This is a genomic window from Tahibacter aquaticus, from assembly GCF_004363655.1.
Classification (GTDB): Bacteria; Pseudomonadota; Gammaproteobacteria; order Xanthomonadales; family Rhodanobacteraceae; genus Tahibacter; species Tahibacter aquaticus.
In genome coordinates this window covers 67,941-80,687 of sequence record NZ_SNZH01000013.1, presented here as the reverse complement: position 1 = coordinate 80,687, position 12,747 = coordinate 67,941, and the positions used below count along the sequence as shown (strand labels likewise).

Genomic DNA, 12,747 nt, shown 5'->3' with positions numbered 1-12,747 from the left:
CGCGGCGCGAAGCGGTATTCTTCGCGCCGCACCGTTTTCCGGCCCGCCCATGACTTCCCACGACGACAGCAAACCGCCCCGCGGCGGTGACAGCCCCTGGAACACTGCGCGTCCGCGCGTCGGCCAGGCCCGCCCCGACAAGCGCGAACGCGAACGCCTGCGCGCCGCCGCCGGCGGCGATGCCGCCCCGCGCAGCGATGCGCCGCGGCGCGATACCGCCTATCGCGGCCCGCGCGACGAACCGCGCAGCTGGAGCGCAGGCTCCTCGCGCGCCGGGGCTTCGGCCGCAATGCCGCCGCCGCCGCGCCCGGAAACCCAGCAACGCCAGGAAGAGCTGCGCCTGTTCGGCATCAATGCCTGCAAGGCCGCGTTCGCCAGCCGGCCGCAGGATCTGCGCAAGGCCTATCTCACCGAAGAACGCATTCCCGAGTTCAAGACCTTGCTGGCCTGGCTGGTACAGCAGCGCCTGGGTTATCGCGTGGTGGAACCCGCTGACCTGGCCAAGCTCACGGCCAGCCAGCATCACGAAGGCATTTGCCTGGAAATGCGCCGGCGCGCGCCGCTGAGCCTGGACGAGCTGCTGGCGCAACTGCCGCCCGCGCCGCAGCCGGCCCTGCTGGTACTGCTCGACGGCGTGGGCAACCCGCACAACTTCGGCGCCGTACTGCGCAGCGCGGCGAATTTCGGCATTGCCGGCATCGTGCTGCCGCAGGATTCCAGCCTCACCCTGTCCGGCGCGGCCTGCCGCGTCGCCGAAGGCGGCGCCGAAATCGTGCCGCTGGCGCGTGCGCCGGCACAGGCGGAACTGCTGGCGCAGCTGCGCGCCGCCGGCTTCGCCATTGCCGCCACCGTGCCGCGCGCCGGCGTCAGCCTGTACCAGAACCCGCTGCCGGCGCGACTGGCCCTGGTATTCGGTGCCGAGAACGAAGGCATGAGCGCGCCGCTGATCGATGCGGCCGACCTGCGCCTGACCATCCCCGGCACCGGAAAAGTGGAAAGTTTGAATATTGCCGCCAGCGCCGCCGTGCTGTTCGCCGACTACTTCCGCCACCACGGTGGCGCATGACGGCGCGCGCGCTCAGCCTTGCCGCATTGCTGGTCCGCGACTACGACGAAGCGATCGCGTTCTTTACGCAAGCCCTGCGCTGGCAGCTGCGGGAAGACGCCGACCGCGGCGGCGGCAAGCGCTGGGTCGTTGTGGCGCCCGACGCTGACGGCGCCGGCCTGCTGCTGGCCCGCGCGGCCACGCCCGAACAGCAGGCGCAGGTCGGCAACCAGTGCGGCGGCCGCGTGTTCCTGTTCCTGCATACCTACGATTTCTGGGGCGACTACGCGCATATGCGTGCCCACGGCGTGCAGTTCGCCGAACTGCCGCGCGAGGAAGACTACGGCACCGTCGTCGTATTCCTCGACCTGTACGGCAACCGCTGGGATCTGCTGCAACGCAAATGAACCCGGCCGCCTGCGGCGCAGGCAGCCACACCGTTCAAATTACAAACCCGTTTTATCGGAAGCGATGTAGCTCCGAACTGGAACAGTGCAGGTTTCAGCTGAAGCGATGCAGTTCCGGACTGCAGCGGCGCAGGTTTCAGCTGAAGCGAAGCAGTTCCGGACTGGAGCGGCGCAGGTTTCAGCTGAAGCGATGCAGTTCGGGACTGCAGCGGCGCAGGTTTCAGCGGAAGCGACGCAGTTCCGGACTGCAGCGGCGCAGGTTTCAGCTGAAGCGATGCAGTTCCGGACTGCAGCGGCGCAGGTTTCAGCTGAAGCGAAGCAGTTCCGGACTGGAGCGGCGCAGGTTTCAGCGGAAGCGATGCAGTTCCGGACTGCAGCGGCGCAGGCTTTTCAGCTGAAGCGATGCAGTTCCGAACTGGAGCGGCGCAGGTTTCGGCTCAAGCGATGCAGTTCCGAACTGCAGCGGCGCAGGTTTCGGCTGAAGCGATGCAGTTCCGAACTGGAGCGGCGCAGGTTTCAGCGGAAGCGATGCAGTTCCGGACTGGGGCTGCGCAGGTTTTATCTGAAGCGACGCAGTTCCGTACTGCAGCGGCGCAGGTTTCAGCTGAAGCGATGCAGTTCCGGACTGCAGCGGCGCAGGTCTCAGCTGAAGCGAAGCAGTTCCGGACTGGAACCGCGCAAGTCGGAACCCGTTCCCGGCACAAAAAAGCCGGAGGCATTGCTGCCTCCGGCTGTGGCGAAACACTTGCCGCGTTGCTCAGTTACCGTCGAAGCCGTCGTCGAAGATCGCGTCGGGCTGCGGCGGTGCCGTATTCGGCAGCAGGCACCAGCGCACGATGTTGCCCGTGTCCTGGTTGGCGCTATCGACCGCTTTCAGGCTCCAGGTGCCGGAGAGATCCTGGCCGGCGAACGCGCTCAGCGGACTATCGGGTTTGTAGTTGCCGCCGACCGTATAGGCCTGGGCCGGGTTGGTGCCGCTGGTGCAATTGGTCTCCAGGGTCAGGGTGGCCGCATCGTCGACCGTCAGGTTCATGTCGTTGCCGCTGCATCCACCGTTGCCACCGGGCCGCTGCATCAAGGCCACCGTGGTGGCGCCCTTGCTCAGCGTCAGGGTCAGGTCGCCGACGTAGGTATGCGTGAGCTGGATGCCCAGGCGCAGGCCGGTGAGCGTGCCGGTGGTGACGAGGGTCTGGCTGTCCGTCACGCCGGTGGTGTTGTTGTCCGGAATCGCGACGCCCGGTGCGCGGCAGATCTCATTCGCCGTGCGGAACTGGAACACGGCGGAAACCGTGCCCTGGCCGCAGGCATTGAGGCCGTAGACACGCCAGTAGTACGTCGTATCCGGGTTCAGCGCCGTCGCCGGCGTATAGGTCGTCGCGTTGACGACCTGGTTGTCGACCAGCGTGGCAAAGCCCGCATCGGTGGCGATCTGGATGCGGTAGGAACCGGCATCCGCAATCGCTGCCCAGCTGAAGGCGGGCGAAGTAGCCTGGCCCGTTGCGTTGTTGGCGGGTGCGGTGAGGCTGCCCGCGACCGGCGCGGCGGCAACCACGTTCAGCGTTGCACTGGCCGTGTGCTGCAGGGGTGGCGAGGCCGAGTTGCCCTGGATCACCAGGTTGTAGTTGCCACTGGCCACGCTGGTGGTATTGCCCACGGCCAGTTGCGAGGCAGCGGGCGGCTGGGCCGGCGTCACCGGGTTGGGCGTGAAGGTGCCGGTGGAGCTGCCCGGCAGTCCGGTGACGCTGAGCGTGACCGGGCTGGTGAAGCCGTTGAGGCTTTGCACGCCGATGCTGTAGCTGGCCGGCGAACCGGCGCAGATGTTCGCGCTCGGGCTGGTCTGCAGCGCGAAATCCGGATCGGTGCCGACCACCAGCGCGCCGGTTGCCGCCAGCGCGTATTTCTGCGGACCCTGCGGTACGTTGATGCCGCGCACGCGCAACTGGTACGCACCGGTGGCCGGTGCCGTGAAGCTGATGCGCTGCACCGTGTTGAGGTTGTCGTAGTTGGCGGTGGTGGTGTCCTGCACCGGATTGGCGTTGGCGGGGCTGACGCCGGCCGGCAGTTTCTGCGTCCAGACATCGCCGTTGGGGGCGACCACTTCCAGGCGCAGGCTGTTGACCAGGGCCGGGCTGGCGCCGATGGCAGCGGCGGCGTCGCTCCAGGCCAGCGTGGCATTGAACGGCTGGCCGGCGGTGATGACGATGGTGTGCACGTCCAGGCCGCCGGTGGCCAGGCCCGTAGGTGCGTCGTGGATATACAGCCGGCTCGTGTCGCCGTTGAAATAAAGGGAATTGTCCAGAAGTATCCGGCCCCAGCCCTGCGACTGGCCCGGTACGGTACCGGCACCGGTGCCGCTCATGCTGGCGGCGCCGGAGATCATGATCGCCTTGACCAGTGCGCCGGACGGATTGGCGATGGCATCGGCGGGATTGCGTGCGCCGCTGGGATAGAAGCCGCGGGCGAGGTAGTCGCGCACCAGCGCCGCAAGGCCGGCCGCGGTCGGCGTAGCCATCGAGGTGCCGCTTTCCGATCGCGTGCCGCAGGCGTCGCGCTGGGCCGACATGATGCTGTCGCCCTGGGCGGTGATATCGGGCTTGGTGCGCGCATCCAGCGTCGGACCGCGCGAGGAAAAGCCCGCCATGCCGTTGGCCGCCGTGCCGCGCAGGCTGGCGCCGATGGTCATCACGCTCTTGGCATTGCCCGGGCTGCCGACATTGTTGCCGGCCGGGCAGGCAGTACCGGCGTTGCCGGCGGCGAACAGCACCAGCAGGTCGGGCCGGTCGCGCATGATGTTGTCCGCGTCGCGCGCCTCGGCGTCATAGGTGACGGTGCAGCCGGCGACGCAGCCAAACAGGTTGACGCAGCCGCCGCCCCAGGAATTGCTGTGCAGGCGCGCGCCGCTGGTATAGGCCATGTCGCCTGCGTGATAGGGGTTGCCGCTGGCGCCGAGATAGGCGAGATCGCCGCCCATTTCCTGCATGACGATCTTGGCGCCGGGTGCGGTGCCGTCCAGATCGGTGTTGCCGCCTTCAGTGGTGAAACTGGTGCAGTCCACGGCATTGGCCGGGTTGTTGCCGGCGACCGAGCCGACCACGTGCGTGCCGTGGCCATGTTCGTCGGCCGGTGCGCCGCCGGCATCGCCGGACCATTTGTAGTAGGCCGGCACCTTGCGATGGGCGAGGTTGGGCGCGGTCACCGGCGGGCAGGTCGAGCCGGTGGCGCAGTCGCTGATCGCCGGCGTCTGCGTCGTGTCGTTGAAGGCGCAGTTGCCGATGAACAGGCCCGAGTCCAGCACGCCGACGGTCTGGCCGCAGCCGTACAGGCCGTGGGCGAACACCGGTCGCAGCGGCGACGGCGTGTTCACGTTGCTCTGGTGCAGCCAGTCGGCCTGCGAATTGAGCAGCCGCTTGGGCAGGCGGAAGCCGATGGCGGAAACGCCCGGGTCGGCCGCCAGCTGTTCCACGGCGGCGCGCAGTCCGGCGCGTTCGAAGCGCGCGATCAGGCGCGTGTCGCTGCCGGCGGAAATCGTGTTGACCAGGGTCAGTCCCGGTGCGCGGCTGGCGAGCTGCTGTATCGCGCCGCGGTCGGCGCCCGGGTGCAGGCTGATGGACAGCTCGGTAATGCCCGCATCGCGCACCAGCTTGCCGTCGCGCAGTTCTGCGGCAATGTTCGGATCGATCTTGAACGCCGGCAGGAAAGGCCCGCTCCACACCACGCCCGGAATCGCGCGCGCGCGGCCGTCCTGCGCGGAAGACATGCGCACGACATAGGCGTAGTTCGGCGCGTAGTCGACGATGCGCGCACCGATGGCCTCCACCGCGGCACGGCGGGCGTCGTCGATGGGTCCGTCGAACTTGATCAGGCGCAGGTTCGAATCCTTGAACGATTCCAGCTGCGCCAGCGGCGCAAACGGCTCGGCCACCGACACCTTGCCGCTGCAGACATCCTGCTGCGCGCCCGCGAAGGAGACGACGCAACGCTCGTCGTTCGCTTGGGCGCTGAGGGACAGCGAAACACTGATACAGACGAACAGTAGCTTCCGCATACACGACACTCCTGGGAGATTGCGGCGTCGGGGTCACGCCGCTGCACGGCCGCCGGACCTTTTGCGCAAGATCCGCGGCGCCCCGTCCTTGTCAAATACCGCAAGTGACGATCAGCGGGCAGTACGCTCATCCACGCGGTGGAGTGGAAACTGTGCAAAAACGGACATTCGTATCAGTCTGGTAGCGGAACTTTTTGGAATTTGTTGGGACCGCGTTGCTTGGTAGGGCAGCGGCGAAGTGGTGGTCGGGAGCGGTCGCCAGTGCGGAAGGCAAGCACGTTACCGGCATCGTGGGCTGCCTTGGCGGCGACGCAAGACCCGGTCGACGCCGGCACGTCGATCGGTCAGCGCGCCACGTCTGGCGGCACGGACATTGGTATGCCTGACGGAGCAAATTCGCGCGCGCTCAGGCCGCTGCGGAGACTCATGCAGAGGCGGGCCCGCGCTATTTTTCCTTGTCGCGCGAGGGCGCCAAGGCGGGTAAGTTCTGCAACGACCCGGCCGGAAAACGCAGCATCTCGAACTTTTCGTCGGGCAGCAGCGAGGCCAGGCTGAAGCTGACGACGCAGGACGTCTGGCGGCGGCGCTCGGCGGCGGTTTCCATCCGCTTGGCGAGTTTGCGCTCGCCCGGTTTGCTGGTGGCGTCGATGTAGCTGACGTCGGAACGGACTGGGTCGGCGCCGCGATCGATTTCGTCGACGATGACCAGCCTTGGCCTCTCGGGCGGTCTGCAGTTGCCGACGTTCTGCGCGTGGATGCGCGAGAACAGGTCTTCGGCCGCCTTGTCGACGAGCTTGGCCGCGCGGCGCGAGTCCGATGCGTTGGCTGTGACGTTGAGCTCGATCAGATAGAAATCGCGATACGCCATCAGCGAGTGATGAACGAGGCGCTTCCTGCGGCAGCCGCCAAGTCTGCTGCCACAGGAATTGTCCGTCGCGCGACGGAGCGGCGTCGCTCAGTCGTCGTCGCCGTTCTGCTTGAACGCCCCCGGCGCCGAGCCGAAATCGCCGTCGGCCTGGGCTGCCATGTAAGCCCAGCTCACATACACCGCGACGTTCTGCGCCAGCTGTTCCGGATCGACCTTGTCCAGCGTGTCGTCGGCGGTGTGGTGGTAGTCGAAGTAGCGCGTGCCGTCGTTGGTCAGGCTCAGCGCGGCCATGCCTTCCGCATGGATGGGGCTGAGGTCGGGACCGCCGTTGCCGGCGCCCATGCCGCGTTCCACGCCCAGCGGCGCGAGCACCTGCATCATCTTGTCGATGGCCGGCAGCGATTCGGGCTTGACGCTGGCACTGAGGCGCCAGATGCGGTCGCTGCCGAAATCGGATTCGGAGCCGAGTACGTGCTTGCTCACTTCCTGCTTGTGCGCGGCCGCATAGGCCTTGCCGCCGTACAGGCCGGCTTCCTCGTTGGCAAAGGCGACAACGCGGATGCTGCGCCTGGGTGCCTGCGGCAGATGGCCGATCAGCGCGCCGGCAGCCATGCCGATGGAAACGCCGGCACCGTCGTCGATGGCGCCGGTGCCCAGGTCCCAGGAATCCAGATGGCCGCCCATGATCACGACTTCGTCGGGTTTTTCGCTGCCGGTGATTTCGCCGATCACGTTGGCGCCGGTGTAGTCGCCTTCGATGCCGCAGTCCAGCTGCAGTTTCAGCTGCACGCTGCCGCGGCGCAGTGCGGCTTCGATCAGGTCGGCATCGGGATTGGATACGGCCGCTGCCGGAATGCGCGGGCCGCCTTCCTTCCACTGGGTGACGCCGGTATGCGGCAGGCGGTGGCTGTCGGTGCCGGCCGAGCGCAATACATACGCGGCTGCGCCGAGTTCCGCTGCTATTGCCGGGCCGCGGCTGCGGATGGGCGAGCCGATGCCGTAATCATGGCCGTCGCGGTGCGGCTTCATGCGTGCGCTGACGAAGACGATCTTGCCTTTGACGTCATCGCGCTTGGCCGCCTTCAGCGCATCGAGGCTGTTGAACATCACGATGGGCGCGGTCACGCCGCCCTTGGGCGTAGCCGGCGAATAGCCCAGCGCGGTCACCGCCAGCGGCTGCGGGAACGGCGCGACCAGGCTGGCGCTTTCGCTGCGGCGCACCCATTTGGGAAAAGTGACCGGCTCGCTCCAGACCTTGTCGAAGCCCAGCTGCTTGAACTGCGCGATGGCCCAGTTGCGCGCCTTCTCGTCGTTGACGCCGCCGGCCAGGCGCGGCCCGACTTCGGTGGTCAGCGATTCGAGCAGCGCATAGGCCTGGCCGTCCTTCAATGCCTGGTCGCGCAGGGCGATGGCCTGCTTCACTGCGGCATCGGGAATGGTGGTGATCTCGGCCGCAGATACGCTGCCGGTCAGCAGGGCGATCAGGGCGCAGGGCAGGGCACGCAGCATGGACGGGACTCCGGCGGCAAAGCGTCTATCCTGCCATGCGGCCGCGCCGCCGGATCTAGGGCTAACGTCATGCCTGGGTGCCACATTGTGGCATCCGGCGGCAGGTGGCCGGCGCTGCGAACGGCGCTGCCGGCATCGGCCGCGCCGTTGGGGAAGCGCGCGCTGCGGCCTGCGCAAATTTCCGCCATGCGTGACGCGTAGCCAGCGGTTGCCGGCGCAGCCACCGCGCGACGCTGCCGGCGTGCGCGCGTTTCTGCAACACCGCCGCGGCGTTGCTGCCGGTTGCCGATGCTAGGCTGCAGGCATAGTCAGTCGGGGGACTTGGCGATGCCTAGGCATAGCGGCGGAGCAATTGTCGTGCTGGCGCTCTTGCTGGCGGCTTGCGCTGCCCCGCAGCAGCGCGAAGCGGACGAATACGCGCAGGAGCGCGAACGCGAAGGCCGCGGCGGCAGCGCCGCCGAGCAGGTTCGCGAAGAACGCAACGAACAGAGCGAGCGCATGAGCGGTGCCCTGGAACGCGCGCAATTGTTCGCTGCGCGGCGCCTGCCCGGCGATGCGCAGGAACTGCAAGCAGAGCGCTGGTTCGCTGCGGAAAAACGCATGCGCGAGATGCCGCATCACGTGCCGGGCCGGCGTGGTTTCGCCGCCGCCGGCGAGTCGCTCAAGGCGGCGCCGCACTGGCAGTGGCTGGGGCCGGCGAATGCGACCGGGCGCACCCGCACCCTGGAATTCGATCCGCGCAATGCCGACGTGCTGTATGCCGGCGGCGTCTCCGGCGGGGTGTGGAAATCCACCGATGCAGGAGCGAGCTGGCTACCCCTGTCCGACGATGCGGTGAACCTGAATATCGGCGCGCTGGCGATCGATCCGGAACGCCCCGATACGCTGTATGCCGGCACCGGCGAGCTGTATCGCAACAGCGGCATGCCGTGGTCGCCGATGAGCGGCTCGGGCATCCTCAAGAGCATCGACGGCGGCGTGAGCTGGAGTCCGCTGCTGGCGACGCAGAATGCACATTTCCGCTATGTCAGCGATATCGTCTTTTCGCCGCGCGATTCGCGCCGCCTGTACGCCGCGAGCAACAGCGGCATCTGGCGTTCGCGCGACGGCGGCGCCAGTTTCGAGCGCCTGCTGGGTCCGGCCGACGCGCAGGATCTGGCACGCTACGAAGGCTGTACCGATCTGGCCATCCGTCATGACCGCGAACAGGACTGGCTGCTCGCCACCTGTGCCTCGCGTTCCATGGCCGACCGCTACTGGCTGCCGGGTACGGTGACGCCAATCGCCTGCGGCGGGCCGTGTCCGGCGGCGATCTTCCTGAACACCGATGCGGGCAACGATGGCCAGTGGCGCACGGTGCTGTCGGAAGCCGGCCAGGGCCGCACGCAGATCGATATCCATCGCGCCGATACGCGCGTGGTGTATGCGGTGGCGGCCAGCATCGCGCCGGGTTTCGACCGCAATGGCGACGGCGCTGGCGATTACGACAACGGCCTGCACGCGCTGTGGCGCTCGGATGACGGCGGCGAAACCTGGCAAGCGCAGTTGCGCAACGACTCGGCCGACCTGCTGTCGGCCAGCCTGTTCCAGTTCCATTTCGCGGTGAAGCCCAGTGCCTGCGGCGACAATTCGCCGGCGGATTTCTATGCCGCCGGCTGGTACAACAACGCGATCGCGGCCGATCCGCTCGATGCGGATACCGTGTGGGTCGGCGGCATGACCTTGTTCCGTTCCGTCGACGGCGGGCGCCGCTTTGGCCTGGCCAGCTATTACCTGGCCAATGACGATTCCTACGTCCATCCCGACCAGCACCGCATCCGCTTCGATCCGCGCTACGACGGCAGCAGCAACCAGCGCCTGTTTGCCACGCACGACGGCGGTGTGTCGATCAGCGACAACGCGCGCGCGCCACTGGGCTACGGCGATGCCGCGCTGTGCCGCGCGCTGCCCGGCGAGCGCGTGCGCTGGCGCGATGCCAGCCGTGGCATGGGCACGACGCAGTTCTATGCCGGCGCGGTCTTTCCCGACGGCAGCGGTTATTTCGGCGGCACCCAGGACAACGGCACCTGGCTGGGCCGCGACGGCGCCGGGCCGTATGCCTGGCGCCATATCCTCGGCGGCGACGGCGGCTTTGCCGCGGTCGATCCGGGCAATACCCAGGTGCTGTACGCCAGTTCGCAGTACACCGCGCTGGCCAAGTCGCTCAACGGCGGCATCACCTTCGACGACGCCAATCGCGGCCTCAACGACCAGACCTTGTTCATCATGCCGTACCTGATCGACCCGAACGCACCGCAGCGCCTGTATGCGGGCGGCACGCGGCTGTGGCGCAGCGACGACGGCGCAGCCAGCTGGCGCGCGGCGAGTACGCGCATGGGCGGCAGTGCGTTCGACAACCGCACCTCGGCCATTGCCGTGGCCAGCGGCAATGCGAACCGCATGCTGGTCGGCAATCGCCGCGGCATCCATCGCAGCAATGCCGCGCTGGCGAGCAACGGCACGACGGTCTGGCCGTCGGTGGCGCCGCGGGATGGCTGGGTGTCGCGCCTGGCCTTCGATCCGAACGACAGCGCGGTCGCCTATGCAACGTATTCCACGTTTGGCGGAATCCATGTGTGGAAATCGACCGATGCCGGGGCGAGCTGGCAGCCGCTGGACGGCAGCGGCGAAGGCAGCCTGCCCGACGTGCCGGTGCACGCCATTGCGATCAATCCGCGCAATACGCAAGAGCTGTACCTGGGCACCGACCTGGGCCTGTTCGTGTCGCTGGACGGCGGCGCGCACTGGGCGGTGGAAAACAGCGGCTATGCCAATGTCATCACCGAAGACCTGAAGCTGGTGGCGCCTGCCGGCGCACCGGTGCAGCTGTTCGCCTTCACCTACGGCCGCGGCGTCTGGCGCGTGGCGCTGGGCGAGTTCGACGGCCAGGCCGATTACCGCATCGACACGCGCATCGCCGGCATGTGGTGGAACCCGCAGCAGGACGGCCACGGCCTGATGATCGAGCCCGTCGTCATCGACGGCGTGGTGCACGTGGTAGCGAGCTGGTTCGTCTACCAGGACGGCGAGCCGTACTGGCTGATCGGCGTAGGCCGCGCCGACGGCGACACGGTGCGCGTGCCGGTCACGGCCAGCCGCGGCGCCAACTTCCCGCCGGACTTCCGCGCCGCCGACGTGCAGCGTATCCCCTGGGGCGAACTGGAGCTGCGCTTTGCCTCGCCGCGCAGCGCCACCTTGCGCTGGAACAGCAGCCAACCCGGCTTCGGCAGCGGCGAGCTGGCGCTGGAATCGCTGGTCGCCACGGCAGCACCGGCCGACGATCCGCCCGGTGCTGCCTTGCGCACTTGCCATAGCGGCAACTGGTTCCAGCCGGCGCAAAGCGGCCACGGTTTCTTCCTGCACGTATTCGGCAGCGGCGAGCAGCGCCAGCTGGTGGCGGTCTGGTACGTCTTCGACCGGGGCAAGCCGCTGTTCCTGGTTGGCGCCGGGCCCATCGACGGCGACAGCGCCACGATGACCCTGGGCATTACCCGCGGCCCGGATTTCCCGCCCGACTACCGCATCGCCGACCTGCAGCGCCAGCCCTGGGGTACAGCGACATTCCGCTTTACCGGCGCCGATACGGCCCAGGTGAGCTGGACGCCGAGCCTGGCCGGCTTTGCGCCGGGGCGGCTGGATCTGCAGCGCCTGACGGCGCAACTGGGGCGTTCCTGCAACTGATTGTGGCAGGCGTCAGCGTATGGCCGCGTCTTGCCGATTCTGCGCTGCCTTGGCCATGCCAACCGTTTCGCGCGCTTGGGGGAACGGCGCTGCTGTCTCGTCTCAGCGGTGCTTGCCCCTCGATGGGACGAGAGGAAACTTCGGATGAATTCAAGGATGAAAGGCTGGCTTGCGGCGCTGGCCCTGGCCGCTGCCACCAGCGCGACGGCAACCGCGCAGGAGTGGACGGCACTGGGGCCCGAGGGGGGTGAGATCTTCGTGCTGATGGCTGATCCGGGCCCGTCCAATACGGTCTACGCACTGGGCGGCTATGTTTGTACCGTTCGCTCGACGGAGGCGTTACCTGGAGCAGTATTGCCATCGGCGACGGCGCCTGCTGCGTCACCGATATCCGCTTCTTCGGCGGCTGCAAAGTGGTGGCGATCGTCGACGAGCGCCTGTACGTCAGTGCCGACAGTGGCCAGACCTGGACCCAGCGCGGCGGCGGCGTTTTTCGGCACATGAGCCTCGCCGCAGTGCCGGCCGATCCGCCGCAGCAGATTGCCGCCAACGCGACAAGCTGCTGGCGCAGCACCGACTTTTTCTCCACGGTGCAGAACTGCGGCGGCGGCCTGGTCGCAGCGGGCAGGCCGCCTGCCACGCTGGCGATTGCCCGGCACTCACTCGGCGGCTACAGCGTGATGCAGCCCCACGGCAGGGACGGCGTGCGGCGCGTGCACCAGAACGCGGTCAACGGGTATGCGGAAAACACCGGCATGCCGGCGGAACACCTGCGCGGCCTGGCGCTGCATCCGCCCGATCCGCAGGTGCTGTATACCGGTCGCTGGGTGGGAAAAAATAATCATGATCCACTTTTGCGCAGTATCGACGGCGACAGCTGGACCGCGCTGCATGCGCAATTGCCGGTCGGCGCGGTATGGGATCTGCGCATCGCGCCGGCCGACCAGCGGCGTCTGCATATCGCCGGCAGCCATGGCGTCTGGACCACGCTGTCGCCGCCGGACCGGATCTTCGAGGACAGCGGTCTGTAACCAATCGCCGCTGGGCCGCCGGTGCGTTCGCTCGTGCCCGCGCCCTTGGTGCGCAGAAAAAAATGTACGTTTTTTGACGTACGAAGAAGTATGTAGAAAGTCAGCGCAGCTAACCGCTGGTT

7 protein-coding genes are annotated in these 12,747 nt (G+C 67.7%); 4 read left to right on the top strand and 3 right to left on the bottom strand.

What is annotated here, in order from left to right; translation table 11 throughout:
- Positions 1–49: 49 nt before the first annotated feature.
- Both DFR29_RS19520 and DFR29_RS19515 read left to right on the top strand, forming a co-directional pair.
- Entirely contained in the window at positions 50–1,066 is a 1,017-nt protein-coding gene (locus DFR29_RS19520) for a TrmH family RNA methyltransferase (RefSeq protein ID WP_133820317.1), read from the top strand.
- Positions 1,063–1,452 carry a VOC family protein gene (locus DFR29_RS19515; protein WP_133820316.1) on the top strand — a complete coding sequence of 130 codons (390 nt, stop codon included), beginning with the start codon at positions 1,063–1,065 and terminating at the stop codon, positions 1,450–1,452. The genes DFR29_RS19520 and DFR29_RS19515 overlap by 4 nt, the downstream gene beginning before the upstream one ends.
- Positions 1,453–2,209: 757 nt before the next feature.
- Here the strand turns inward: DFR29_RS19515 and DFR29_RS19510 are convergent.
- From DFR29_RS19510 to DFR29_RS19500, 3 genes are all read right to left on the bottom strand, one after another.
- Positions 2,210–5,497, bottom strand: coding sequence for a S8 family serine peptidase (locus DFR29_RS19510; RefSeq protein WP_133820315.1), 3,288 nt, complete (start codon positions 5,495–5,497; stop codon positions 2,210–2,212).
- Between the two features lie 445 nt (positions 5,498–5,942).
- Complete coding sequence (locus tag DFR29_RS19505; protein WP_133820314.1) at positions 5,943–6,365, bottom strand: hypothetical protein; 423 nt, start codon at positions 6,363–6,365, stop codon at positions 5,943–5,945.
- 87 nt (positions 6,366–6,452) lie between these two features.
- Positions 6,453–7,871, bottom strand: a complete 1,419-nt coding sequence (locus DFR29_RS19500) for a M28 family peptidase (protein WP_133820438.1) — start codon at positions 7,869–7,871, stop codon at positions 6,453–6,455.
- A 360-nt stretch (positions 7,872–8,231) separates the two neighbouring features.
- Between DFR29_RS19500 and DFR29_RS19495 the strand changes: the two genes are divergently transcribed.
- Both DFR29_RS19495 and DFR29_RS19490 read left to right on the top strand, forming a co-directional pair.
- Entirely contained in the window at positions 8,232–11,594 is a 3,363-nt protein-coding gene (locus tag DFR29_RS19495) for a beta propeller repeat protein (RefSeq protein ID WP_133820313.1), read from the top strand.
- A 314-nt stretch (positions 11,595–11,908) separates the two neighbouring features.
- On the top strand, positions 11,909–12,625 hold the full coding sequence (locus tag DFR29_RS19490; protein ID WP_133820312.1) for a WD40/YVTN/BNR-like repeat-containing protein: 717 nt from the start codon (positions 11,909–11,911) through the stop codon (positions 12,623–12,625).
- Positions 12,626–12,747: the final 122 nt, after the last annotated feature.

Excerpts from the sequence above, each read along its gene's own strand:
- DFR29_RS19520 (WP_133820317.1), top strand. The coding sequence starts at position 50 with ATGACTTCCCACGACGACAGCAAACCGCCCCGCGGCGGTGACAGCCCC.
- DFR29_RS19515 (WP_133820316.1), top strand. The coding sequence starts at position 1,063 with ATGACGGCGCGCGCGCTCAGCCTTGCCGCATTGCTGGTCCGCGACTAC.
- DFR29_RS19510 (WP_133820315.1), bottom strand. The coding sequence starts at position 5,497 with ATGCGGAAGCTACTGTTCGTCTGTATCAGTGTTTCGCTGTCCCTCAGC.
- DFR29_RS19505 (WP_133820314.1), bottom strand. The coding sequence starts at position 6,365 with ATGGCGTATCGCGATTTCTATCTGATCGAGCTCAACGTCACAGCCAAC.